Origin of the sequence: Mycobacterium sp. E136 (genome assembly GCF_001666865.1) — a bacterium.
Classification (GTDB): domain Bacteria; phylum Actinomycetota; class Actinomycetes; order Mycobacteriales; family Mycobacteriaceae; genus Mycobacterium.
This window is the reverse complement of the sequence record NZ_LZJE01000212.1, coordinates 1-23,925: the sequence shown is the minus strand read 5'-3', so window position 1 is coordinate 23,925 and position 23,925 is coordinate 1. Positions and strand designations below refer to the sequence as shown.

Below are 23,925 nucleotides of genomic sequence, written 5' to 3'. Positions count from 1 at the left end.
ACGCATTTTCGTCCCGGCCGCACTCACCGGTCGTGATAGAGCCGTTGCACATTTGTGTGAGTCCGCGGCCCGGGGGCCGCTTGATCGTCGCCTGACTAGGCTGAATCGTCAGCCTCCTCATCGCGGCCTGGGGGCCGCTTGATCGTCGCCTGACTAGGTTGAATCGTCAGCCTCCTCATCGCGGCCTGGGGGCCGCTTGATTGTCGCCTGACTAGGCTGTCCGAACGTGCCGCCCTCCACCGACGCCGAACTGCTTGCCACCGCGCAAGTGGAACTGAACCGCCACGGCGAGGTGCTGCGCGAACTCGGCCGGCTGTTCGCCGACGCCGGCCACGAGTTGTATCTCGTCGGCGGCAGTGTCCGCGACGCGCTCCTTGGTCGTGCGCTGACCGATCTCGACTTCACCACCGACGCCCGCCCCGAGCAGATGCAGAAGTTGCTGCGGCCGTGGGCCGACGCGCTGTGGGACACCGGCATCGAGTTCGGCACCCTCGGCGTCGGCAAGAGCGACGAGCGCCTGGAGATCACCACCTACCGCGCCGACACCTACGACCAGGTGTCTCGCAACCCCGAAGTGCGCTTCGGCGACAACCTCGACGACGACCTGGTGCGCCGCGACTTCACCGCCAACGCGATGGCCGTGCGCATTACCGCCGACGGCCCCGCCGAATTCCACGACCCGCTGAACGGGCTCGCGGCGCTGCGCGCGAAAGTGCTCGACACCCCCGCCGAACCCGAGGTGTCCTTCGGCGACGACCCGCTGCGCATGCTGCGTGCCGCGCGCTTCGTCTCGCAGCTGGAGTTCACCGTGGCGCCGCGCGTAATCACCGCGCTGGTGGCGATGGCCCCGCAGTTGGCCCGCATCACGGCCGAGCGGGTGGCCGCCGAACTCGACAAACTGCTGCTCGGGGCCGACCCGGTCGCAGGCGTCGACCTGATGGTGCAGTCCGGCATGGGCGACGTGGTGCTGCCCGAGGTCGGCGCCATGCGCATGGCGATCGACGAACACCATCAGCACAAGGACGTCTACTGGCATTCGCTGACCGTGCTGCGCCAGGCGATCGCGCTCGAGGACGACGGACCCGATCTGGTGCTGCGCTGGGCGGCGCTTCTGCACGACATCGGCAAGCCCGCGACCCGCAAGCACGAACCCAACGGCGGTGTCAGCTTCCACCACCACGAGGTCGTCGGCGCGAAGATGGCGCGCAAGCGGCTGCGCGCGCTTAAGTACTCCAAGCAGATGATCGACGACGTATCGCAGCTGGTCTACCTGCATCTGCGATTCCACGGCTACGGCGGCGGCAAGTGGACCGATTCGGCGGTGCGTCGCTACGTGACCGACGCCGGGCCGCTGCTGTCGCGGTTACACAAGCTCGTGCGCGCCGACTGCACCACCCGCAACAAGCGCCGCGCCGCCCGGCTCCAGGCCAACTACGACGACCTCGAGAACCGGATCGCCGAACTCGCCGAGAAAGAGGATCTCGCGCGGGTGCGGCCGGACCTCAACGGCAACGAGATCATGGAGATCCTCGGCATCCCCGCCGGCCCCCAGGTCGGCCAGGCATGGCAGTACCTCAAGGAGCTGCGCCTCGACCGCGGCCCGCTGTCGCGCGAGGAGGCGGTCGAAGAACTGCTGGCGTGGTGGAACGCCAGGGGCGGACAGTAACCCGCACGGAACCGACCGGCGGGCTGGTGCGTCCGATCAGGCATGGACTACTGCCTGGGTGACGGCGACGGCTCCGCGACGATCTGGTCCGCGACGCCCGATCTGGACGTCGACGGCAACGGCGCGTTCGACGCGGTCGGGCTCGACTTCGACGGTGACGGTCTGCTCGACGACGCGATGGCCGATCTCGACGCCGACGGTGTGGCCGACCATCTGGTGCGCGACCATGCCGACGCCGCAACCTATTTCACCGACGACGGCACCGGAACGTGGGCGGTCAGCGCGGAGCGCGGCCTGCGGTGGTTCGGGCTCGACGGTGTCGAGCAGTTCGGCGGGCCGCTGGTCGACCTCGACGCCGACGGCCAGGTCGACGACCGGCTGACCGACAGCGACGGCGACGGGCAAGCCGACCGCGCGCTTGCAGGCGAGGACGCCTATGTCGACGCCGACGCCGACGGTGCATGGGACATCAAGCTGACCGATAGCGACGGCGACGGTCGGGCCGACTCGGCCACCCAGCTGTGAACCCGGCTAGCCGCGGCCGCTCCCGGGCGGGCCCGCGAACGCCTGCGCGATGCCCAACCACTCGCCGGCGTCCGCACCGTCGGCGTGCACATCGAGTCGCGACCGCGGTCGTCGCTGGGTCACCAGCATGCAGAAGTCCTCCGCCGAACCCGTTACGCGCTGGGTCGCGTCCTCGGGACCCCACGACCACGTCGAGCCGTCGGGTGCGCGCAACTCGACGCGGAACGGTTCGGCCGGCGGCCGTCGACCGTTGATCACGAACGAGAAGTCGCGGGTGCGCACGCCGATGTGGGCGATCGAGCGCAACCGCGCGGTGGGCGGCCGGTGTACACCGAGCGCATCGGCGACGTCGAGGCCGTGCGCCCAGGTCTCCATCAGCCGGGCCGTCGCCATCGACGCGGCGCTCATCGGCGGGCCGAACCACGGCAGCTTGCGTCCGTCGGCGACGGTCAGCAGTTCGTCGTGCAGCCGGGTCCGGGTGGTGCGCCAATCGGCGAGCAGTTCGGGTGGCGGCGTGGCCGCCAACTCCTCGGCCGCCGCGTCGACGAAGCCGGTCGGGTTCCTGCCCGCCTCCTCGAGGAGGTCGCCGAACGCGGCCTCGTCGGTGACCGCTGTGAGCGCGACGCGGTCGGTCCACAGCAGATGCGCGATCTGATGGGCGATCGTCCAACCCTGCGCGGGTGTGGACTCTGCCCACCGCGCAGCCGGAAGCTCGGCGACGATGGCGTCGAGGTCGTCGCTCTCGGCGCGCAGATCGGCCACCATCGGCGCGGCACCTGCCATGCCGGTCACCTTAACCCGGAGTCGTCGCCCGTCCGGCGATTGTCGCGTGCGCGGCCAAACCCGCGAGATACACGGCGACGCCGGCAAGGGCGAGCGCCGGTTGGCGTCCATCCGGCGGAATCACGCTCGCGGCCAACGCGATTGCACCGATGAACGTCATCCAGAACAGCGAGTCCTGGACGGTGAACACGTGCCCGCGCAACGCGTCGTCGACGTCGACCTGCATGACGTTGTCGGCACACAGCTTGACCACCTGACCGGCCATGCCGAGGAAGAACCCGCACGCCACCATCATCGCCAGCTGCAGCCCGGAACCGATGAGCTGGACCAGAGCCGCAAAGACCAACGAGCCGTTGGCCGTGGCGTAGCGTCCCCAGCGCCGCACCGCGACCGGCATGACGGCGGCGGCGACGAACGATCCCGCACCGGTCGACGCGACGAACAACACCGCGGTGCCCAACCCGGCGACCTCGTGAGCGTCGTTGTGCCGCACCATCACCAGCACCAACAGGCTGTTGATGCCGAACACCACCCGGTGGGCGGCCAGCCCCGTCAGCGTCGCCGCGACGGCCGGCACAGCCAACACGGTCCGGATGCCGTGCACCCAACCGAGGGCGACGGCGTAGACCACGGAGCCGTGCACCGCACGCGCGCTGTCGTCGGGACCGAGCAGGTGCGGCGGGAAGCGCCACGCCAGCCACAGCGCCAGCGCCACCGGAACGGCCGCGATCAAAATGATCGCTGCGGCACCGGCGTCGTCGGCGCCGAACAGCCACCGCGGAAGCAGCATGAAGTTCGCGCCGAGGAACGCCGCGGCCGCGCCGGTCGCGATCGCGACGGAGTTCATCGCCACCACTTGATCTCTCGGCACGACGTGTGGCAGCGCCGCCGACAACCCGGACGAGACGAAGCGGGTGAACCCGTTGACGATCAGCGCGCAGCACAGGATCGCCAGATCGCCCGCGCCCGATTCGAGCAGCTGTGCGACGGCGAGCACCAGCACCAGCCGGCCCGCATTCGCGGCGACGAGCACCAGCCGCCGATCCCAGCGGTCGAGCAGCGCCCCGGCGAACGGGCCGAGCAGCGAGTAGGGAAGGAACAACACCGCGAACGCGCCGGCGATCGCCCACGGCTCGGCGGCGCGCTGCGGATTGAACAGGATCGCGCCGGCCAACCCCGCCGAGAACAGCCCGTCGCCGAACTGGCTCACCAGCCGTAGTTCCAGCAGTCGCCGGAACTCGGGCAGGCCGCGCACCGACCGCCAGACGGCGACGGGCGCGCGGAAATCGGGCATGGGGGATCACGTTCCTCGAAAAGCGGGGGATCGGACCGCATCCACAGTACAAATATCGCGGCGGCGTCGCGCTTGTCCGCCATGACGGGGGCGGCCGGTGCCATGATGGACGCGTGGCGCAGTCAGAAGACCCGGAGGATTTCATCGCTCCTGCCGCGCCGCGTGTGCGGGCGGGAACGCTGCTGCTGGCCAACACCGACCTGCTGGAGCCGACGTTCCGGCGCAGCGTCATCTACATCGTCGAGCACAACGACGGCGGCACGCTCGGCGTGGTGCTGAACCGGGCGAGCGAGACGGCGGTCTACAACGTGTTGCCGCAGTGGGCGAAGCTGGCCGCCAAACCGAAGACGATGTTCATCGGCGGACCCGTCAAACGGGATGCGGCGCTGTGCCTGGCGACCCTGCGGGTGGGTATGGAGGCCGCCGACGCCCCCGGCCTGCGCCATGTCCAGGGCCGGATGGTGATGGTCGATCTGGACGCCGATCCCGACTCGATCGCGCCCGTGGTCGAAGGTATCCGGATCTTCGCCGGCTATTCGGGTTGGACGATCGGCCAGCTCGAGGGCGAGATCGAACGCGATGACTGGATCGTGTTGTCGGCGTTACCGTCCGACGTCCTGGTCGAACCGCGGGTCGATCTGTGGTCGCGGGTGCTGCGCAGGCAACCGCTGCCGCTGTCGCTGCTCGCGACGCATCCGATCGACGTCAGCCGCAACTAGCCGTCAGCTGCACGACAGCGTGCAGGTGGCGCACGCGCCGCCGCATCCGCCCGACGTGGCGGTGGCCGCTTCTTGCCTGGCGACCAGCTTGGCGCTCTGCCAGCATCCGGCTCCGACGGTCCCCAGCGCCCCGATCACGCACACCACCAGTGCGACGACGGCGGTGCCGGAGTCGGCGACCAGCGCCACCGCACCGCCTGCCGCGAGCATCGCGGCCGCCGCGAGTTGAGTGGGTGCCACCGAACGCAACACGGCCCGTACCGGATCGTCCGAATGCGGGCGGCGCAGCAGCCAGGCACCGATCGCGGCGGTGGCGCCGGCAGCGCACAGGCAGAGAACCGCGGCGATGAGCATGGCGCTCAGGATAACGAGAGCCGTGCCGTGGCGAGAGTTTGGGACGTCCCCCGGGCGCCAGGCTTCGCCCGGGGGACGGGCCTAACCCGGCAGGCCCGGCTGGGTTCCCAGCGCGGTCGCGCTCGGGAACTGCGGGGCGGCCGGAGCCGTCGCTGTGGACGGCGGGGTGGACACCGGCGATGCCGCGCCGGGAACGGCCGGGGGAGTGGCACCGGGGGCGGGTGCGGCGGGAGGAGCCGCACTGGGTGCCCCGGGCACGGTGACCCGGAAACCGTTGACGATCGCGTCGGTGGCCTCGGCGGCGGGAACCACCTGGTCGACGCTGGTGGTGACGGCCAGTGACACCAGGTACTTGTCCGGCCCTGCGGTCGCGATGACGTGGCGCCGCGAGGTGTTCAGCGTCATGTTGTTCTCGCGGTAGGTGCCCTCGATCAGCGCCGACGGCATACCGCCGAAGTCGGCGAGCGATGCGTCGGTGCTGCGCCAGGCGGGCAGCTTCTGGCTGTCGATGAAGCCGTGGCTGATCGCCTCTTTGGGATCGAAATCCCCGACGAGCTTGTAGACCACGACCTGGGCGTTGGAGGTGTACAGCCCGTTGCCGCCGACCCGGTCCGCGATGACGGCGAACGCGTCGGGCACGTTCGGGTCGGGGACGTGCGCCCAGCCGCGCGGCATCGGCAGCACGATGTTGAGCGCCTTGAAGTCGCGGCTGTTCTGCGGCTCGAGCTGCACGCCCTTGTCGGCGAAGAACTCGGTGAGGGTGCCCGAGGTGGCGGGCGTGATCGTCGCGACCGGCGGCGCGGGGACGGGTTGGGCGACCAGACCAGGCGATGCGGCTGCGGGCGCCCCCGCAACGGTGCCGGCAGGAGCCCCGGCGGCGGTGCCGGCCGGTACTCCTGCGGCGGCGGCCGGTGCGGGCGCTGCGACACCCGCCTGCGCCGGCGCCGCGATACCGGCCGGAGCGGTGGCGGAACTCACACCCTGCTGGGTGAGGGCCTGTGCATTCGGCGCGACGGTGACGGTCTGCGTGACCGTGGCGGGCGCGGGCTGCGGCGGTTGCGGAGCGAGAGGTTCGGCCGATGCGGTCGTGCCCGCGAAGCCGAGGACGCCGGCGGTGGCGGCGGCCACACCTGCGGCCAGAATCCGCCAGCGAGGGGCGATCTCGATCATCTGCGTCGGTCCTTCCGAACAGCACGGGGAGGGTCAGGCGCTGACTGTATCCACCGGCGAACCACGGCCACCACCGTCGGAATCGACCTGCAACCGTGTTCTGACTTCCCCGCAATGGAACCGAGACCGACCCGTGGCCGAAGAACCGCGGATAGGCGTGCTTATACCCTGTTCACGTGACAGAAGCGCCGACCACAGACACCCCGCAGCACCGTTACACCGCGGAGCTGGCCGGGCAGATCGAGCGCACCTGGCAGCAGCGGTGGGCCGACGCGGGGACCTTCAACGTGCCGAACCCTGTGGGGTCGCTGGCGCCGACCGACGGTTCGCCGGTGCCCGCCGACAAGATGTTCGTCCAGGACATGTTCCCGTACCCCTCGGGCGAGGGCCTGCACGTCGGGCACCCGCTGGGTTACATCGCTACCGACGTCTACGCCAGGTACTTCCGGATGACCGGGCGCAACGTGTTGCACGCCTTGGGATTTGACGCGTTCGGGCTGCCCGCGGAACAGTACGCCATCCAGACCGGGACGCATCCGCGCATCCGGACAGAGGCCAACATCGTCAACTTCAAGCGTCAGCTGGGGCGGCTGGGCTTCGGGCACGACCCTCGACGCAGCTTCGCCACCACCGACGTCGATTACTACAAGTGGACGCAGTGGATCTTTCTGCAGATCTACAACGCGTGGTTCGACCGGGACGCGCAGAAGGCCCGGCCGATCGCGGAGTTGATCGAGCAGTTCGAAGCCGGGACCCGAGCACTCGACGACGGCCGGGCCTGGTCGGAGCTCTCGACGTCCGAGCGCGCCGACGTCATCGACACCTACCGGTTGGTCTACCGGGCCGACTCGCTGGTGAACTGGTGCCCGGGGCTGGGCACAGTGCTGGCCAACGAGGAGGTCACCTCCGACGGCCGCAGCGAACGAGGCAATTTCCCGGTGTTCCGGAAACGGTTGCGGCAGTGGATGATGCGCATCACCGAATACTCCGACCGCCTGCTCGACGATCTCGAACTGCTGGACTGGCCGGAGAAGGTCAAGACCATGCAGCGCAACTGGATCGGCCGCTCGACCGGCGCGGCGGTCCTGTTCGACACCGACGCCGGCGACATCGAGGTGTTCACCACCCGGCCGGACACGCTGTTCGGCGCGACGTACATGGTGCTGGCGCCCGAGCACGAACTCGTCGACAGGCTGGTGGCCGATGCGTGGCCCGCCGATGTCGACGAGCGCTGGACGTACGGCGCGGCGACGCCGGCCGAGGCAGTGGCCGCCTACCGCTCGGCGATCGCGGCGAAGTCGGACCTGGAGCGCCAGGAGAACAAGACCAAGACCGGCGTGTTCGTCGGCGCGTACGCGACGAATCCCGCGAACGGACAACGGGTCCCGGTGTTCATTGCCGACTATGTGCTGCTTGGGTACGGCACCGGGGCCATCATGGCGGTGCCAGGACACGACCAGCGTGACTGGGAGTTCGCCAACGAGTTCGGCCTGCCCATCGTGGAAGTAGTTGCCGGCGGCGACATCTCGGAAGCCGCGTACACCGGCGACGGCGAGATCGTGAACTCCGACTACCTCAACGGGTTGAGCATCGCGTCGGCCAAGGAGGCGATCACGACGCGCCTGGCCGAAGCGGGCCGCGCCCAGCCGCGCGTCGAGTACAAGCTGCGGGACTGGCTTTTCGCGCGGCAACGGTATTGGGGCGAACCGTTCCCCATCGTCTATGACGCCGATGGCCGCGCGCATCCGCTGCCGGAGTCCGCGCTGCCGGTCGAGCTGCCCGACGTTCCCGACTACTCGCCGGTGCTGTTCGACCCCGACGACGCCGACAGTGAACCGTCACCGCCGCTGGGCAAGGCCACGTCATGGGTGAACGTCGAGCTGGACCTCGGCGACGGGCTCAAGCCCTACACCCGCGACACCAACGTCATGCCGCAGTGGGCCGCGAGCTCGTGGTACGAGCTGCGCTACACCGACCCGCACAACCCGAACGAGATGTGCGCCAAGGAGAACGAGGCCTATTGGATGGGGCCGCGTCCGGACGAACACGGCGCGCAGGACCCCGGCGGTGTCGACCTCTACGTCGGCGGCGTCGAACACGCGGTGTTGCACCTGCTGTACTGCCGGTTCTGGCACAAGGTGCTGCACGACCTCGGGCACGTCACCTCACTCGAGCCGTACCGCAGGCTGGTGAACCAGGGCTACATCCAGGCGTTCGCGTACACCGACTCGCGCGGCGCGTACGTCCCCGCCGCGGAAGTCGTTGAGCGCGAGGGGAAGTTCTACTGGGACGGTCCCGACGGTGAGATCGAGGTGTTCCAGGAGTTCGGAAAGATCGGCAAGAGCCTGAAGAACTCCGTGTCGCCGGACGAGATCTGCGACAACTACGGCGCCGACACCCTGCGGGTGTACGAGATGTCGATGGGCCCGCTGGAGGCGTCGCGGCCGTGGGCCACCAAGGACGTCGTCGGCGCACACCGGTTCCTGCAGCGGGTATGGCGGCTGGTGGTCGACGAGGAGACCGGCGACACTCGCGTCGTCGAACACGAGGCCATCGACGACCAGACGCTGAAGTTGTTGCACCGCACCATCGCCGGCGTGTCCGACGATTACACGAACCTGCGCAACAACACCGCGGCGGCTAAACTCATCGAGTACACGAACCACCTGACCAAACAGGGCGTGACCGCGCGTGCGGCGTTGGAGCCGCTGGTGTTGATGGTCGCGCCGCTCGCCCCGCATCTGGCGGAGGAGCTGTGGCGACGACTGGGCCACGACCAGCCGCTGGCGCACGGACCGTTCCCCGTGGCCGACCCGCAGTACCTCGTCGAGGACACCGTCGAATACCCCGTGCAGGTGAACGGGAAGGTGCGCGGACGGGTGACGGTCGCGGCGGACGCGGACGCCGACACGCTCGAAGCGGCCGCGTTGGCCGACGAGAAGGTGCAGGCGTTCATCAACGGTGCGACACCGAAGAAGGTCATCGTGGTGGCGGGCCGCCTGGTCAACATCGTCGTGTGACTTGTGATTTCGGTGCGCTACCCGTCGCTGAGCGATCGATTGCGCACCCAAATCGCTCGGCGGGGAACCGGTACGAGTCTCGCGTGCGTCCAACATGCGTGCTTCCGGAGTATTTGCGCGTCCAGGACGGTGTCGTGACGTCCGCTCAGGCTAGACAGGCGGGTCTCAGCGATCAGTCGGTACAGCGCCGGGTGCGGGCCGGCCAATGGAGGCGGTGCGCGAAAGGTGTGTACTTCGCGGACAACCGCGAGTTCACCGATGCTGCGCGGGTGCGCGCGGGAGTCTGGGGCTACGGCGAGAATGCGGTCGCCAGTGGCCTTACCGCGGCGTGGTGGCACGGGCTGACGCACTTCGCGCCGGACATCGTCGAGGTCACCATGGGGCGGACCGCCACCGGGCGCTGCCACAGCGGTACTCGGCTACGGCGGCGCAACCTCGACCCGAGAGATGTCGTCGAAGTGCGTCGCCTGCGCGCCACTGCGAAGCCGTTGACGGTGCTCGAAGCGGCGACGCAGCGCCGGGACGGGGCCAAGCTGATGGACAGTGCTCTGCAGCGACACGTTGACCTGCGCGCTCTGTGGCGTACTCAACTTCGGAACAAGGGTCGCTACGGATCACCTGCCGCGCGAATCCTGTTGCAAGCAGCCGCCGATGACGCGCGCTCCGCCGCCGAACGGCTGCTCATCAAACTATTGCGGGAGGCGGGGATTACTGGATGGAAGGCGAACTTTCCCCTCGGCGGCTATAAGGTCGACGTGGCTTTCCCGGGCGCCAAGATCGCGCTGGAGACCGACGGCTGGGCCTTTCACTCAGACGCCGACGCCTTCCAGATCGACCGAAAGCGGCAGAATGCGATAGCGCTGCTCGGCTGGCAGGTGCTGCGCTTCACTTGGCTGGACCTGACCGTCTATCCCGAGCGAGTGATCACCACGATCTGCGAGGCATTTCGGTGCGCTACGAGTCGCTGAGCGATCGGTAGTGCACCGAAATCGCTACTTGCGGGGGCGGACGACGACCTCGTGCACGTGAGCGTCCTGCGGTGTGTGCACCGCATCGGCGATGACCTTCGCCACGCTCTCCGGGCTCAGGAACCGCGACGGGTCGTACTCGCCGCCTTCGTAGGCGACCAGCCCCTCCTGCATCTCGGTGGCGATCCGCCCCGGATGCACGGACGTCACCCGCAGCGACGCTTCGTCGTTGCGCAGCGAGTCGGCGAACGACCGCAGCGCGAACTTGCTCGCCGAATACGACGCCAGCCCCGGCGAGGCGTTGATACCCGACCCCGAGTTAACGAACAGCACGTGTCCGCGCGGAGCCCGCAACGCAGGCAGCAGCGCGAGCGTAAGCGCCACCGCCCCAATGACATTGACGTCCATGGTGGTGCGCCATTCGTCGACGGTCGACTCGGCGACCCGCCCCGGAAAGGCCACACCCGCGTTGTGGATCAACACATCCAGCTCGACGATCGGCTCGACCGCGGCCTCGATGCCCGACACATCGGACAGGTCGATCGGCCACGTCGTCGCGCCGAACTCGGCGGCCACCTCGTCGAGCGCGGCCGACGGTCGCCCCGCCAGGAACAACGTGTGACTGTCGGCGAGCGCACGCGCAATCGCCGTACCGAGCCCTCGCGAGGCGCCCGTGATCATCGCGGTCGGCATGTCGAAACCCTACCGACCTGCGTATCGCGGCGAACCGTCGCATCATGGACACGATGCCCATCGACCACAGCTTCGCCCCGACCCAGCTCGCGGCCCGCGCCGCATATCTGCTGCGGGGCAATGACCTGGGCACAATGACCACCGCCGCCCCGCTGCTGTACCCGCACATGTGGAGCTGGGACGCGGCGTTCGTGGCGATCGGGTTGGCCCCGCTGAGCGTCGAGCGCTCCGTCGTCGAACTCGACACGCTGCTCTCGGCGCAGTGGACCAACGGGATGATCCCGCACATCGTGTTCGCCAACGGTGTCGACGGCTACTTCCCCGGCCCGGCGCGCTGGGCGACGTCCGCGCTCGCCGCGCACGCACCGCGCAACCGCCACACCTCCGGCATCACCCAGCCGCCGGTGCACGCGATCGCCGTGCAGCGCATCCTCGATCACGCCCGTACCCGCGGCCGGTCCACCCGCGCAGTCGCCGAGGCGTTCCTCGACCGGCGCTGGTCCGACCTGGTCCGCTGGCACCGCTGGCTCGCCGAGGCCCGCGACCCCAAGGAGCGCGGCCGGGTCACGCTGTATCACGGCTGGGAGTCCGGCATGGACAACTCGCCGCGTTGGGACAGCGCCTACGCCAACGTGATTCCGGGCAATGTCCCTGAATACCAGCGCGAGGACAACACGATCGTCACCGACGCCACCCAACGCCCCTCCGACCTCGAGTACGACCGTTACCTGTGGTTGCTCGAGGAGATGAAGTCGGCGCGATACGACGACGAATTGCTGCCCAAGGTCATGAGTTTCGCGGTCGAGGACGTATTCGTATCGGCGATCCTCGCGGTGGCCTGCGACGTGCTGGCCGAGATCGGCGAAGACTACGGCCGACCGCGCGCCGACGTCCGCGACCTCTACGCATGGGGTAAGCGGTTCCGCGAGGGAGTCATCGATGCCACCGACGGGAGATCAGGCGCCGCAAGAGATTTCGATCTCAGGACCGGCAAGTGGGTGGCCACCGAGACGGTCGCGCAGTTCGCCCCGCTGCTGTGCGGCGGGCTGCCGCACGACAGGGAACGCGCCCTGGTAAAACTTCTCGAGGGCCCGCGGTTCTGCGCGCACCCGGACCTGAAGTACGCCAGCATCCCGTCGACGTCACCGGTGTCGCGGGACTTCCGGCCGCGCGAGTACTGGCGCGGACCGGTCTGGCCGGTGATGACGTGGCTGTTCTCCTGGTGCTTCGCGCGCCGCGGCTGGGCCGAACGCGCCCGGCTGCTGCGCCAGGAAGGTCTGCGCCAGGTCAGCGACGGCACCTTCGCCGAGTACTACGAACCGTTCACCGGCGAGCCGCTGGGCAGCATGCAGCAGTCGTGGACCGCGGCCGCGGTTTTGGACTGGCTGGGGTGAAGCCGCTACTCGGCCAACCGCTCGAGCGGGTCGATGGCCCTGGTCAGCGTCTCAAGATCTTCCGGGCTCAACTTGGCCAACAGGCTGGCCAGATGCGCGCGCCGCACCTCGAGCGCATCCTGGTGTTGGGCGCGTCCCTCCGGAGTGATATCGACGAGCACCGCACGCAGGTCAGAGGGGTCCCGGGAGCGTTTGACGAGGCCCAGCTTCTCCAGCCGGCGGATCGCGACGGTCGTCGTGGGCGTGCGCACGCGTTCGTGGGCGGCCAGATCCGTCATCCGCATCGGGCCCTGCTCGAGGAGGGTCAGCAGGATCGACAGCTGGGCCAGCGTGAGGTCACCGGCGTCATTGCGGCTGGTGTCGCTGCGCCGCAGGACGGAGAAAACCCGCGAGAGAACCCGCTGCAGCTCTCCTGACAGCTCCGCGACCTGCGGTTCGACGACTTCCGCCATAATTTCGGCAGTCTAACCTGTCATGCGGTGCCAGGATGCGTGACGGACGCGTTAGTTGAAAACCGCCGGATCAGAGCACCTGCGACAGGAAGCGCTGCAGTCGTTCGGTCTCGGCCGCCTCGAAGACCTTCTCCGGCGGACCGGCCTCGACCACCTTGCCGTAGTCCATGAACACCACCGCGTCCGACGTCGACCGGGCGAAGCCCATCTCGTGGGTAACCACGACCATCGTCATCCCGTCGGCCCCGAGGTCGGCGATCAGAGCGAGGATGCCCTTGACCAACTCGGGGTCCAGCGCCGACGTCGCCTCATCGAAGAACATCACCTGCGGTGCCATCGCCAACGCTCGCGCGATCGCCACCCGCTGCTGCTGACCCCCGGACAGCGTCGTCGGCCGCACGTCGGCCTTGTTGCGCAGGCCGACGCGGTCCAGTTGCGCCAGCCCCAGCTCGCGGGCCTCGTCGGCGTTGAGCCGCTTGAGCTTGCGTGGCGCGAGCGTCACGTTGTCCAGCACGCTGCGGTGCGGGAACAGGTTGAAACTCTGGAAGACCATCCCGATGCGCTGGCGCAATTGGTCGGGATTGTCGCCGAGCACCGAACGACCGTCGAGCAGGATGTCGCCGCGACCGGGTTCGTAGAGCCGGTTCAGCGTGCGCAACAGCGTGGACTTCCCCGACCCCGACGGCCCGATCACCGCCGTCGTGGTGCCCGCGGGCACGTCGATGTCCACTCCCTGCAACACGGCGTTCGGGCCGAACGCGAGATGAATATCGTTGGCGCTCAGCGACACCGGATCGAAACTCGTCGCGCTCATCAGATCATCTCCTGGGACGCGGCCACGGGAAGCGGGTCCTCCTCGGAGGGCTTTCGCCCGCGGCGCAACCGGTTGTCGATGTAGTTGACCAGATGCGTCAGCGGCACCGTCAACAGAAGGTAGAACAAGCCCGCGGCCACCAGCGGTGACAGGTTGCCGGTCTGGGCGTTGAGGTCGCGCCCCACCTGGAACAGCTCACGCTGGTTGGCCACCAGACCCAGGAAGTACACCAGCGACGAGGCCTTCAGCAGCGAGATGAACTGGTTCATCAGCGCCGGCAGCACCCGCCGCACACCCTGCGGCACCACCACCAGCCGCATCGACGAGGTGTACGAGAAGCCCAGTGCGCGTGAGGCTTCCAGCTGACCCGGTTCGACGCTCTGGATGCCGGACCGGAAGATCTCACCGACGTACGCCGCGGCCATCAACCCGAGCGCCGCAATGCCCAGCGGGTAGGGGTTGTTTCCGGTCAGCCCACCCACGACCGGGCCCACCCCGAGGCCGATCAGGAGGATGATGACCACCTCGGGCAGGCCGCGGAAGATATCGGTGTACACGCGTGCGGGCCAGCGCAGCCAGCGGTGCCGGGAGATCCCCGCGACCGCCAGCAGCATTCCCAGCACCAGTCCGATGACGGCGGCGCTGACGGTCAGGATCAGGGTGTTCGGCAGGCCGGTCTTGAGCAGATCCGGAATGGCCTGGCGGTACAGGTCCCAGTTGAGGAACGCGTCCTTCAGTTGCGACAGCGCTGATTTCGGTGCTGCGGGTCCGGACGGTGCCTGTTGATTCTCGGCGGCGATCGCGTTGAAGTCCGGCAGCTGCGGCGGGGGAGCGGCCTTCGAGCCCGGCTTCCATCCCGGCGGCAGCGCGCGGGGTACCCACTCCGAGTACAGCCGCGCCCAGGTGCCGTCTGCGATCACCGCGTCCAGCCCGGAGTTCAACGCGTCGATCAGCGGCCGGTTCTCCTTGGCCACCGCCCATGCGACGAAATTGTCCAAGCTGAAGGTGTTTTCGATGATCTCGGCCGGATCGCCGGGCTGCACGGTGCCCGACGCCTGTTGCGACGGTGCCACCCACGCGTCGATCTGCCGCGTTTTCAGGCTCGCGTAGACGGTGTTGTAATCGGGGTACTTGACCGGCTGCAGACCTAAGGTGTCGATGACGTAGGACTCCTGCACGGTGCCCTGCACCACGCCGATGCGCTGTACCGGGCCCAGCTTGTCGAAGCCGGTGATCGGCGATCCGGTGGGCACGACGAGCGAAAAGTAGCCGAAGTCATAGCCGTTGGTGAAACCGACCGTGCGCCGACGAGGCTCGGTGGTGGTGATCGACGAAGACCCCACGTCGAAGCGTCGCGCCGCGACCTGGGCGAGCAGGCCGGAGAATTCGGTGCCGACGAAGTTGATCCGCAGGCCCAGTTTGTCGGCGACGGCGCGCAGCACCTCGTTGTCGAAGCCGGTGAACTGCCCGGCGGAGTCGATGCAGATGCTCGGCGGCGCATCCGACAGGGTGCCGACGGTCAGGGTGCCGGGCTGGATCAACCCCAGTGCGTCGACGTTGATCGCAGACAGAGGTTCGACGCCCGGGGTGGTGTAGCGGTCTTGCTCGGTGCCGGTCGCAGCTGCGGCAAGATTGGTCGGCAGCGCGCTGGCGCTTTCGACACCGGGTGGTGCGCACTGGTCGACATTGGCGTGCGCGGGTCCGGCCAGGCTGACGCCGATCATCAGCACCGCCACGAGCGCAACGGCGGAGGTTCTGCAGAGCCGCATGAACGGGGTCATCTGTGCAACGTAACCGGCAATGGCGCGGTCACGCCGACTTGGGCTCGGTCAGAACGCCACCGATGAGGCGCCCGCGCCGCGCAGCACTCCCCGTCGCACCAGCTCGTTGACCATGATGCGGCCCATCGTCTCGCTGCGGGACACACACGCGGTGCGTGCGGCCTCTTCGTCGCCGCGGCCGATCGCGGCGGTCTCGTCCTCGTAGTACGGCAGCATCTCGTCGTGGTCGCTGAGGTACTGAACCCAGAACGCCCGAGGTGTGAACGCCTGCACCGACCGGATCAGCGCCGTCAGCCGCGGGCCCGCGTACTCGTCGGTGATCACGGTGCGGTACTGCCAGGCCGCGTCATAGAAGGCGCGTGAGTCACGGGTGCTGCGCAAGGTGTCGGTCAACGCGCCCAGTCGGCCCACGGCGCGGTGCTCCGGATCGGCGGCGGCGCGCGCGGACGCAATGCCGGTCAGGAAGCCGTGCAGTTCGTGGTGTTCGCGCACGAAGGCTTCGTCAAAGCGTTCGACGAAGGCGCCACGGTGGTACCGGGTGGACAAGATGCCGTCGTGTTCCATCTGCACGACGGCCTCTTGAATCGGCACGCGTGACAACCCGAGTTCCTGCGCGATCTCGTTGCGGTCGATTCGATCGCCCGACCGCAGTTTGCCGGTCAGGACCAGGTTCACGACGTGCGCGACCACAAGGTCTTTTTCCTTGACCCCATACTTCTTGGGCATGGCGGCGACAGTCTCTCACTAACCACGCCCCGCCGGGAGGGGTTACGCCGCTTCAGCCGCCTTCATTTCGGCGGCGGTCGCGCCACCGCACCAACGCCTCGGCTTCGGACAGGTCGTAGTCGGGTCCGTTGACACCGACGGTCAGCATGGTGACCCCGAGTGAGGCCAGTGCATCGGCCTCGGCGATCAGCGCCTCGGCCGTCTTGCCCGAAACGCCGGCGGAGCGTTCGATGGCCTGCGGGTCGCGACCCACGTCGGCGCAGTGTCCGGCCAAAACCTCGGCCTTGCGCGGATATTCGCTGCTGTCGGAAAAGCTGTGCCAGATGTCGCCGTACTCCGCGACCAGGCGCAGGGTCTTCTTCTCGCCGCCGCCGCCGATCAGGACGGGGATGTCGCGGGTGGGTTGCGGATTGAGCTTGGCAAACCGCGACGTGATGCGGGGCATGGCCGCGGCCAGGTCATCGAGCCGGCTGCCGGCGGTGCCGAACTCGTAACCGTACTCGTCGTAATCCTTCTGCTTCCAACCCGAACCGATGCCCAGGATCAGGCGGCCGTCGCTGATGTGGTCGACGGTGCGCGCCATGTCGGCCAGCAGTTCGGGATTGCGGTACGAGTTGCAGGTCACCAGCGCGCCGATCTCGATGCGCGACGTCTGCTCGGCCCAGGCGCCGAGCATGGTCCAGCATTCGTAGTGGGCGCCGTCGGGGTCGCCGTACAGCGGGAAGAAGTGGTCCCAGTTGAAGGCGACGTCGACGCCGAGGTCTTCACACCGTCGGACCGCGTCGCGGATATGGCTGTATTTCGGGGAATGTTGCGGCTGCAGCTGCACGCCGATGCGGATTGGGTAGCTCACGACGTATCTGTAACCCAGATCACGCCGGGATATTCCCGTTCGCCAAACGTCGGGCGGATTCGCCTACTCCGCGAGCACCGACCGCAGGATCTCGATCAACTTGCGCGGCTGATCGCTCTGCACCGAGTGTCCGGAGTCCTCGACGATCTGCACATCTTTGAATCCCGGTGCGCGACGGGCGAACTCGGCCGCGTCGTCGTCGTTGACGAAGAACGAGTTGGCGCCGCGCACCAACGTCGTCGTCACCTCCAGCCGGGGGACGTCGTCCCACAGCCCCTCGAACCCCTCACCCTTGCGCATCTCGTCGTACCGCCAGGTCCACGTGCCGTCCTCGAGCCGGCGGGCGTTGTGGAACACCCCGCGCCGCAACGACTCCCGGTCACGGTGCGGCGCCGCGGCGACCGTCTTCTGCAGCATCGCGTCGAACGAGGGGAAGATGCGATCGCCCTGCACCAGGGCGACGGTGCCCTTCTGGGCGTCGGTCATCTCGGTGTGCCGCTCGGGCGCCGACGGCGTCACGTCGACGAGCACCAGGCGGCGCACCAGATCCGGCGACTCCACGGCCAGGCGCAACGCGGTCAGCCCGCCCAACGACATCCCGACGACGAGATCGGCCTGCGGAGCCAGTGAACGTACGACGGGTTCGATCGCGACGGCATTGCTCTTCGGCCCGTAGTCGCCGTCCTCCCGCCAGGCCGAACGGCCGTGTCCGGGCAGATCGACGGCGAGCGCCGGCTCACCGAGGCCGACGATAACGGTGTCCCAGGTGTGTGCGTTCTGACCGCCGCCGTGCAGGAACACCACCCGCGGCGACGCCTCGCCGAACTTGAGCGCGCTGATGGATCCGGAGTCGATGCGTTGGGCGCGCGGCACCGTCTCGATACCGGCCTGCCGCGCGTTCTCCTCGAGGAAGATGAACTCGTCGAGCGCTGCCAGTTCGTCGTCTGCGGATATCTCGCTCACGGGAAAAACCCTACAAAACGCGAAATGTGGAGCCCCAGCGGCGGGACTCCACAATTCGCGGTTAGAGAGTTAGCCCTCGATGAAGGTCTCGAGCTGCGCCCGGGCGATGTCGTCCGGAAGCTGCTTGGGCGGGCTCTTCATCAGATACGCCGAGGCCGCCTCGACCGGGCCGCCGATGCCGCGGTCCTTGGCGATCTTCGCCGCGCGCACGGCGTCGATGATGACGCCGGCCGAGTTCGGCGAATCCCACACCTCGAGCTTGTACTCCAGGTTCAACGGCACGTCGCCGAACGCACGGCCCTCGAGCCGGACGTAGGCCCACTTGCGGTCGTCGAGCCAGCCGACGTGATCGGACGGGCCGATGTGGACGTCCTTGGTCTTGAACTCGCGCTGCAGGTTGCTCGTCACGGCCTGGGTCTTGGAGATCTTCTTCGACTCCAGCCGCTCACGCTCGAGCATGTTGAGGAAGTCCATGTTGCCGCCGACGTTGAGCTGCATGGTGCGATCGAGTTGCACGCCGCGGTCCTCGAACAGCTTGGCCATCACGCGGTGCGTGATCGTCGCGCCGATCTGGCTCTTGATGTCGTCGCCGACGATCGGAACCCCGGCGTCGGTGAACTTCTTCGCCCACTCCGGGTCGGATGCGATGAACACCGGCAGCGCGTTCACGAACGCCACCCCGGCGTCGATCGCGCACTGGGCGTAGAACTTGTCGGCCTCCTCCGAGCCCACCGGGAGGTAGGACACCAGGACGTCGACCTCGGCCTCCTTGAGGGCCTTGACGACGTCGACCGGATCGGAGTCGGAGACCTCGATGGTGTCGGCGTAGTACTTGCCGATCCCGTCGAGCGTCGGGCCGCGCTGCACGGTGACGTTCAGCGGCGGCACATCGGCGATCTTGATGGTGTTGTTCTCCGACGCGAAGATCGCCTCGGACAGGTCGAAGCCGACCTTCTTGGCGTCGACGTCGAAGGCGGCGACGAACTTGACGTCGCGCACGTGGTACGGGCCGAGGCGCACATGCATCAGGCCGGGCACGGTCGCCGTCTCGTCGGCATCGTGGTAGTACTGAACGCCCTGTACGAGCGACGATGCGCAGTTGCCCACGCCGACAATCGCGACCCGCACCTCTCCGTTGGATGACATGACGACTCTTCCCTTCGTAATCCCTGTCGTACTTGGTTCGGTTCTGCCTAGGGCTGCACTGTGTTGTCTGAGCGCCCTTGGCTCAGACGCTCCGCCGCTATCAACTCGTTGAGCCATTTCACTTCGCGCTCGCTCGACTCCAACCCGAGCTGATGGAGCTGCCGGGTGTAGCGGTCGATCGAGCTGCTAGCCCGCGCGACGGCTTCACGCAGACCCTCGCGGCGTTCCTCCACCTGACGACGACGCCCCTCCAAGATCCGCATCCGGGCCTCGGCCGGGGTGCGGTTGAAGAAGGCGAGATGGACACCAAATCCGTCGTCGGAGAAGTTCTGTGGGCCCGTGTCGGCCACCAGCTCGGAGAAGCGCTGCTTGCCCTTCTCGGTCAGCTGGTAGACGCGCCTGGCCCGACGCATCTTCGGGGTGCCGTCCGGCGCCGCGTCCTCGACGATCAGGCCGTCGTTCTGCATGCGCCGCAAGGCCGGATACAGCGATCCGTACGAAAATGCGCGGAAGGCGCCGAGCAACCCCGTCAATCGCTTGCGAAGTTCGTAGCCGTGCATCGGCGATTCCAGCAGGAGTCCCAGGATGGCGAGTTCCAGCACCGTGGGCACCCCCTCCAAAATCGCAGATCGTCCGTTACGGCGGTCCGACACCTCGCACCATAGTATCGCGCCGATATATTCGGCGCGAACTTCGGGTGACCGTCGGGCGAACGCCAGGGCGTCAGCCGGGGTAGTGGATCTGCTTGACCCGGCCGTCGCCGGCAAGCTCGATGTAGCCGCTGCCGTAGTCGCTGGAGACGTAAATGTCGACCGCCACGGCCGCGGGCGTTGTGGGGTCGGTGCTCGGATCGATGGTCAGGTAGGTGCTGGTGACATCGTCGGGTTTGATGCCGAGCGTCTCGGGCGCCCCGCGCAGCACGCCCACGACGGCCTTGGCGTCGAACTTGCTCAGGTCGACCTCGACGGCGTCGCTGGTCTTGGAGCTCGACGAGGGATCGTCCCAGCCGCCGCGGTAGGTGTAGTTCAGCTCGCGGCGCTCCTCGGTGGGATCGGGCCGGGTCAGCGACGCGTAGTCCGGGTAAACGGTCAGGCGGTAGCCGTTGGTGTCGCCGAACCGCTGCTTCATCTGCTCGATGAGGCCCGTCAGCCCGCCGAGTGAGTGCAACTGCTTGGGCGGCGTGAGCACCACGGGCGTGATGCCGTCGGATTTGGCGCCCGGATCGGAGGTGAAGTTCAGCGGCGACGGGGTGTTGCCGTACAGACCCCAGCCGATCGCGATGCCGAACACCACCAGGACTCCGGCCACCGCGAGGCGCAGCCCCCAGCCGTTGCCCGCCATCGGCAGTGATCGCGGCTTCTTCAGCGTGGGCAACTGGACCGGGGCGTTGTCGGTCTGGAGGTCGGCCACCAGCGCCTGCAACTCCCCGAGCGTGGTGGCGGTGGTCGCCGCCTTGACGCGTTCACCGTGCTCGGTCATCGACAGCTGGCCTTCGCTCAGCGCGCTGTCGAGAATTTGGCAGGTGTCGTTGCGGTCGCTGTCCTTCGCCCGCGTCCCCGATGTTTGCCGTGTCGCCACGTCGATGATCGTAGAAGTATTGATCAGCGAGCACTCAGCGGATGAGACCCTGCGAAGTCATCACGGCCAGTAGCGATCCATCACGGCCGCGCAGCGAGCCGTACGCCGATACACCTCCGCTGGCGACCGAGCCGCGGGCCTCGAGCAGCCGCCACGAGGTGGACGGCACCAGGTGCGCGCCGGGCTGCCAGACCAGGCTGAGGTCGAGGCTCAGCAGCCATGCGTCGACGAATCCGCTGACCTTGCCCGGTGCGTCGAAGAGGTGGGCGTCGGCGTGCAGGACGTCGGCGATCTGCGGGTGGGGCAGTGGGTCCGCGGCGGTGTCGCCGTCGTCGGCGCTCACCCACAACGCGACCTCCGGGCGGCGGTCGGCGAAGCGGGTGAGGTCGGCCGGATAGTCCACGCCACGGCGGTGGGCGAACCGCAGCGACGGGTACTCCTCGCCGATCCAGTCCAGCGCGGGCGCCTCGTCGGGCGTCGGCAGTGGGTTCGTGTAGCGCTCGAACGGGACGGGTGCATCGACCGACGGCGGTCCCAACCAGCCGTCCGCGAACCAGCTGCTCGCAATGAGGATCGTGCGTTCGCGCTGGCGGATGGTTGCCTCGACGGCCGCGGCGGTGCGGCCGCCGCGGATGCTGCGGACCTCGAGCTCAAGCGGCCCGGGTGCACCGGCGTCGACGAATGTCACCGACAGCGACGCCGCCGCCGGCCGGCCGCTGTGCGCGAACATCGCCGCGAGCGCGAGCGCAGAGGTGTACCCGCCGAAGGCCCGGCCATCGAAGCACCATCGTTCGGGAAGCTCGCGGGTGAATCGGCTCGAGCCTTCACCGTCCGGCCCTCCGTCGAGGGCGAAGTCGCGCCCGTCCAGCATCGGAGTCTCCTGAGGTTTGCGTAGGGCCGATCGCCACTGCCGTCGGTCCAGATCAAACACCTTAGAGAGGGGCGTGACCGTGCCGTCGCGCTCCGGTAGTCGCATCGCCGACGTACTCTGGTCTTCGTGCGATTGCAGCGACAGGTGGTGGACTACGCACTTCGGCGGCGGTCCCTGCTGGCCGAGGTCTATTCGGGACGCACCGGTGTCTCGGAGGTCTGCGACGCCAATCCGTACCTGCTGCGCGCCGCCAAATTCCACGGCAAACCCAGTTCGGTTACGTGCCCGATCTGCCGCAAGGAACAGCTCACCTTGGTGTCGTGGGTATTCGGTGACCATCTTGGCCCGGTATCGGGTTCCGCGCGAACGGCCGAGGAGTTGGTTCTGCTGGCGTCCCGATACGACGAGTTCTCAGTACACGTGGTGGAGGTATGCCGCACCTGCAGCTGGAATCATCTGGTGAAGTCATACGTGCTCGGCGCGGTCCCACCCCCCAAGGGATCACCCGGCACTCGGACCGCGCGCTCCCGTGCGCGCACGGCCAGTGAATAGCGAAGGGCGCCACGACCGGTCAGTCAACGATGTCCGATCCGGACACGGGGCTGATGGCGTGAGCGCGCCGAAACCCAAGCAATCCCAGGGCGGGGACGCGCACCGCCCGGCTCCCGACGCGCCGCAGCGCCGCCCGCAGCCGGATTCGCGGACCCGCCCGCTTCCGCCCGACGATCGGCACACCTCGATCCTGCCGCCGGTGCGCGAGGCCCGGCCGCCACACCTGCGCGACCCCGTCGACGTCGTCAAGGCGGCGTTGGACGGCACGCCGGCACGCAAACCACCGTCGCCCCCGCCACCGCCGCCCCGACCACCCGGCGGCGGCGGACCGCCGAGCGGTCCGTCGGGACCACGGCGCGGGCTGCCCGACCAGATCAACTGGAAGTGGGTACGACGCGGCGGCCTCATCGCGGCCGCGGTGTTCATCGTGCTGCCGATCATCACGTTCGCGATGGCGTACATGATCGTCGACGTCCCCAAACCCGGAGACATCCGCACCAACCAGGTGTCGACGATCTTGGCCAGCGACGGCAGTGAGTTGGCGAAAATCGTTCCGCCCGAGGGCAATCGCGTCGACGTCAACATCGACCAGATTCCGGTGCAGGTGCGCAACGCGGTGATGGCCGCAGAAGACCGCGACTTCTACTCGAACCCGGGCTTCTCGTTCACCGGTTTCGCACGCGCCATCAAGAACAACCTGTTCGGCGGCGACCTCCAGGGTGGCTCGACGATCACCCAGCAGTACGTCAAGAACGCGCTCGTCGGTTCGGAGCGCTCGGGCGTCGGCGGCCTGATCCGAAAAGCCAAGGAGCTGGTCATCTCGACGAAGATGTCCGGCGAATGGTCCAAAGACCAAGTGATGCAGTCGTATCTGAACATCATCTATTTCGGTCGCGGGTCGTACGGCGTCGCCGCGGCGTCGAAGGCCTACTTCAACAAGCCGGTCGAAGACCTCACCGTCGCCGAGGGTGCGCTTCTGGCCGCGCTGATCCAGCGGCCGTCCGGGCTGGACCCGGCGGTCAACCTCGAAGGCGCCACCGCACGGTGGAACTGGGTGCTCGACGGCATGGTCGAGATCGGCGCCTTGTCGCCGCAGGAGCGTGCGGCGCAGGTGTTCCCGGCGACCGTACCGCCAGACCTGGCGCGCTCGCAGAACCAGACGACGGGACCGAACGGGCTCATCGAACGGCAGGTGCAGAAGGAACTGCTCGAACTGTTCGACATCACCGAGCAGACGCTGAACACCGAGGGCCTGCAGATCACCACGACCATCGACCCGAAGGCGCAGAAGGCCGCCGAGGAGGCCGCGCAGGATTACCTCGAGGGCCAAGACCCCGACATGCGCACCGCGATCGTGTCGATCGACCCGCGCACCGGCGGGGTGAAGGCCTACTACGGCGGCAGCGACGCCAACGGATTCGACTTCGCCCAGGCCGGTCTGCCGACAGGGTCGTCGTTCAAGGTGTTCGCGTTGGTCGCCGCCTTGCAGCAGGGGATGGGCCTGGGCACCCAGGTCGACAGTTCGCCGCTGGAGGTCGACGGCATCAAAATCACCAACGTCGAGGGCGCCGGCTGCGGCACGTGCAACATCGCCGAGGCGCTC

Annotated in this window: 23 protein-coding genes; 8 read left to right on the top strand and 15 right to left on the bottom strand. The window is 68.1% G+C overall.

What is annotated here, in order from left to right:
• The first annotated feature begins 226 nt into the window (after positions 1-226).
• Complete coding sequence (locus A5698_RS13810) at positions 227-1,666, top strand: CCA tRNA nucleotidyltransferase (protein ID WP_068297621.1); 1,440 nt, start codon at positions 227-229, stop codon at positions 1,664-1,666.
• A gap of 42 nt (positions 1,667-1,708) precedes the next feature.
• The gene (locus A5698_RS13805) at positions 1,709-2,191 is read left to right on the top strand and encodes a pullulanase (RefSeq protein ID WP_068297616.1); all 483 of its coding nucleotides are present in this window, start codon (positions 1,709-1,711) and stop codon (positions 2,189-2,191) included.
• 6 nt (positions 2,192-2,197) lie between these two features.
• Here A5698_RS13805 and A5698_RS13800 read toward each other — a convergent pair whose 3' ends face one another.
• Both A5698_RS13800 and A5698_RS13795 read right to left on the bottom strand, forming a co-directional pair.
• On the bottom strand, positions 2,198-2,974 hold the full coding sequence (locus A5698_RS13800; protein ID WP_068297666.1) for a TIGR03084 family metal-binding protein: 777 nt from the start codon (positions 2,972-2,974) through the stop codon (positions 2,198-2,200).
• A 10-nt stretch (positions 2,975-2,984) separates the two neighbouring features.
• Positions 2,985-4,268: an MFS transporter gene (locus A5698_RS13795; RefSeq protein ID WP_068297613.1), complete on the bottom strand. Its 1,284-nt coding sequence runs from the start codon at positions 4,266-4,268 to the stop codon at positions 2,985-2,987.
• A gap of 113 nt (positions 4,269-4,381) precedes the next feature.
• Here A5698_RS13795 and A5698_RS13790 point away from each other — a divergent pair, with 113 nt between their 5' ends.
• On the top strand, positions 4,382-4,987 hold the full coding sequence (locus tag A5698_RS13790) for a YqgE/AlgH family protein (protein WP_067084826.1): 606 nt from the start codon (positions 4,382-4,384) through the stop codon (positions 4,985-4,987).
• 3 nt (positions 4,988-4,990) lie between these two features.
• Here the strand turns inward: A5698_RS13790 and A5698_RS13785 are convergent, their stop codons facing one another.
• Entirely contained in the window at positions 4,991-5,341 is a 351-nt protein-coding gene (locus A5698_RS13785; RefSeq protein WP_068297610.1) for a hypothetical protein, read from the bottom strand.
• An 81-nt stretch (positions 5,342-5,422) separates the two neighbouring features.
• Positions 5,423-6,511, bottom strand: a complete 1,089-nt coding sequence (locus tag A5698_RS13780; protein WP_068297607.1) for an LpqN/LpqT family lipoprotein — start codon at positions 6,509-6,511, stop codon at positions 5,423-5,425.
• Between the two features lie 176 nt (positions 6,512-6,687).
• Here A5698_RS13780 and leuS point away from each other — a divergent pair, with 176 nt between their 5' ends.
• Positions 6,688-9,531, top strand: a complete 2,844-nt coding sequence (gene leuS / locus A5698_RS13775; RefSeq protein ID WP_068297604.1) for a leucine--tRNA ligase — start codon at positions 6,688-6,690, stop codon at positions 9,529-9,531.
• Between the two features lie 98 nt (positions 9,532-9,629).
• Positions 9,630-10,499, top strand: coding sequence for a type IV toxin-antitoxin system AbiEi family antitoxin domain-containing protein (locus A5698_RS13770; RefSeq protein ID WP_068297599.1), 870 nt, complete (start codon positions 9,630-9,632; stop codon positions 10,497-10,499).
• Positions 10,500-10,523: 24 nt separating this feature from the next.
• Here the strand turns inward: A5698_RS13770 and A5698_RS13765 are convergent, their stop codons facing one another.
• Complete coding sequence (locus A5698_RS13765; protein ID WP_068297596.1) at positions 10,524-11,192, bottom strand: SDR family oxidoreductase; 669 nt, start codon at positions 11,190-11,192, stop codon at positions 10,524-10,526.
• A gap of 53 nt (positions 11,193-11,245) precedes the next feature.
• Here A5698_RS13765 and ggh point away from each other — a divergent pair, with 53 nt between their 5' ends.
• Positions 11,246-12,586, top strand: coding sequence for a glucosylglycerate hydrolase (gene ggh, locus A5698_RS13760; protein WP_068297665.1), 1,341 nt, complete (start codon positions 11,246-11,248; stop codon positions 12,584-12,586).
• A gap of 5 nt (positions 12,587-12,591) precedes the next feature.
• On the opposite strand, the gene A5698_RS13755 is transcribed toward ggh, so the two are convergent.
• The 10 genes from A5698_RS13755 to A5698_RS13710 form a co-directional block, all read right to left on the bottom strand.
• Positions 12,592-13,038 (bottom strand): MarR family winged helix-turn-helix transcriptional regulator, encoded by a 447-nt coding sequence (locus A5698_RS13755; protein ID WP_068297594.1) that lies wholly within the window; start codon positions 13,036-13,038, stop codon positions 12,592-12,594.
• A gap of 70 nt (positions 13,039-13,108) precedes the next feature.
• Entirely contained in the window at positions 13,109-13,852 is a 744-nt protein-coding gene (locus tag A5698_RS13750; RefSeq protein WP_068297592.1) for an amino acid ABC transporter ATP-binding protein, read from the bottom strand.
• Entirely contained in the window at positions 13,852-15,576 is a 1,725-nt protein-coding gene (locus tag A5698_RS13745; RefSeq protein ID WP_502688923.1) for an ABC transporter substrate-binding protein/permease, read from the bottom strand. Before A5698_RS13745 ends, A5698_RS13750 begins: the two co-directional genes overlap by 1 nt.
• Before the next feature lie 105 nt (positions 15,577-15,681).
• Positions 15,682-16,359: a GntR family transcriptional regulator gene (locus tag A5698_RS13740; RefSeq protein ID WP_068297589.1), complete on the bottom strand. Its 678-nt coding sequence runs from the start codon at positions 16,357-16,359 to the stop codon at positions 15,682-15,684.
• Positions 16,360-16,411: 52 nt separating this feature from the next.
• Positions 16,412-17,230 (bottom strand): LLM class F420-dependent oxidoreductase, encoded by an 819-nt coding sequence (locus A5698_RS13735; protein ID WP_502688922.1) that lies wholly within the window; start codon positions 17,228-17,230, stop codon positions 16,412-16,414.
• Positions 17,231-17,275: 45 nt separating this feature from the next.
• The gene (locus A5698_RS13730; protein WP_068297578.1) at positions 17,276-18,175 is read right to left on the bottom strand and encodes an Rv0045c family esterase; all 900 of its coding nucleotides are present in this window, start codon (positions 18,173-18,175) and stop codon (positions 17,276-17,278) included.
• A gap of 69 nt (positions 18,176-18,244) precedes the next feature.
• Positions 18,245-19,321, bottom strand: coding sequence for an inositol-3-phosphate synthase (locus tag A5698_RS13725; protein ID WP_067293161.1), 1,077 nt, complete (start codon positions 19,319-19,321; stop codon positions 18,245-18,247).
• A 47-nt stretch (positions 19,322-19,368) separates the two neighbouring features.
• On the bottom strand, positions 19,369-19,923 hold the full coding sequence (locus A5698_RS13720; RefSeq protein WP_064346166.1) for a PadR family transcriptional regulator: 555 nt from the start codon (positions 19,921-19,923) through the stop codon (positions 19,369-19,371).
• 121 nt (positions 19,924-20,044) lie between these two features.
• Positions 20,045-20,899 (bottom strand): DUF1707 SHOCT-like domain-containing protein, encoded by an 855-nt coding sequence (locus A5698_RS13715; protein WP_068297571.1) that lies wholly within the window; start codon positions 20,897-20,899, stop codon positions 20,045-20,047.
• Positions 20,900-20,933: 34 nt separating this feature from the next.
• Positions 20,934-21,770 carry a thioesterase family protein gene (locus A5698_RS13710; RefSeq protein ID WP_068297568.1) on the bottom strand — a complete coding sequence of 279 codons (837 nt, stop codon included), beginning with the start codon at positions 21,768-21,770 and terminating at the stop codon, positions 20,934-20,936.
• A gap of 126 nt (positions 21,771-21,896) precedes the next feature.
• Between A5698_RS13710 and A5698_RS13705 the strand changes: the two genes are divergently transcribed.
• Both A5698_RS13705 and A5698_RS13700 read left to right on the top strand, forming a co-directional pair.
• Positions 21,897-22,322, top strand: a complete 426-nt coding sequence (locus tag A5698_RS13705; RefSeq protein ID WP_064421324.1) for a DUF5318 domain-containing protein — start codon at positions 21,897-21,899, stop codon at positions 22,320-22,322.
• Positions 22,323-22,380: 58 nt separating this feature from the next.
• The coding region (locus tag A5698_RS13700) for a transglycosylase domain-containing protein (protein ID WP_197506765.1) at positions 22,381-23,925 on the top strand (1,545 nt) is incomplete at its 3' end.

What these genes read in the sequence shown, in the direction of transcription:
- A5698_RS13805 (WP_068297616.1), top strand. Translation starts at nt 1,709, where the DNA reads ATGGACTACTGCCTGGGTGACGGCGACGGCTCCGCGACGATCTGGTCC.
- A5698_RS13710 (WP_068297568.1), bottom strand. Translation starts at nt 21,770, where the DNA reads ATGCTGGACGGGCGCGACTTCGCCCTCGACGGAGGGCCGGACGGTGAA.
- A5698_RS13740 (WP_068297589.1), bottom strand. Translation starts at nt 16,359, where the DNA reads ATGCCCAAGAAGTATGGGGTCAAGGAAAAAGACCTTGTGGTCGCGCAC.
- A5698_RS13800 (WP_068297666.1), bottom strand. Translation starts at nt 2,974, where the DNA reads ATGGCAGGTGCCGCGCCGATGGTGGCCGATCTGCGCGCCGAGAGCGAC.
- A5698_RS13780 (WP_068297607.1), bottom strand. Translation starts at nt 6,511, where the DNA reads ATGATCGAGATCGCCCCTCGCTGGCGGATTCTGGCCGCAGGTGTGGCC.
- A5698_RS13745 (WP_502688923.1), bottom strand. Translation starts at nt 15,576, where the DNA reads ATGATCGGCGTCAGCCTGGCCGGACCCGCGCACGCCAATGTCGACCAG.
- A5698_RS13755 (WP_068297594.1), bottom strand. Translation starts at nt 13,038, where the DNA reads ATGGCGGAAGTCGTCGAACCGCAGGTCGCGGAGCTGTCAGGAGAGCTG.
- ggh (WP_068297665.1), top strand. Translation starts at nt 11,246, where the DNA reads ATGCCCATCGACCACAGCTTCGCCCCGACCCAGCTCGCGGCCCGCGCC.
- A5698_RS13725 (WP_067293161.1), bottom strand. Translation starts at nt 19,321, where the DNA reads ATGTCATCCAACGGAGAGGTGCGGGTCGCGATTGTCGGCGTGGGCAAC.
- A5698_RS13785 (WP_068297610.1), bottom strand. Translation starts at nt 5,341, where the DNA reads ATGCTCATCGCCGCGGTTCTCTGCCTGTGCGCTGCCGGCGCCACCGCC.
- A5698_RS13765 (WP_068297596.1), bottom strand. Translation starts at nt 11,192, where the DNA reads ATGCCGACCGCGATGATCACGGGCGCCTCGCGAGGGCTCGGTACGGCG.
- A5698_RS13795 (WP_068297613.1), bottom strand. Translation starts at nt 4,268, where the DNA reads ATGCCCGATTTCCGCGCGCCCGTCGCCGTCTGGCGGTCGGTGCGCGGC.
- A5698_RS13750 (WP_068297592.1), bottom strand. Translation starts at nt 13,852, where the DNA reads ATGAGCGCGACGAGTTTCGATCCGGTGTCGCTGAGCGCCAACGATATT.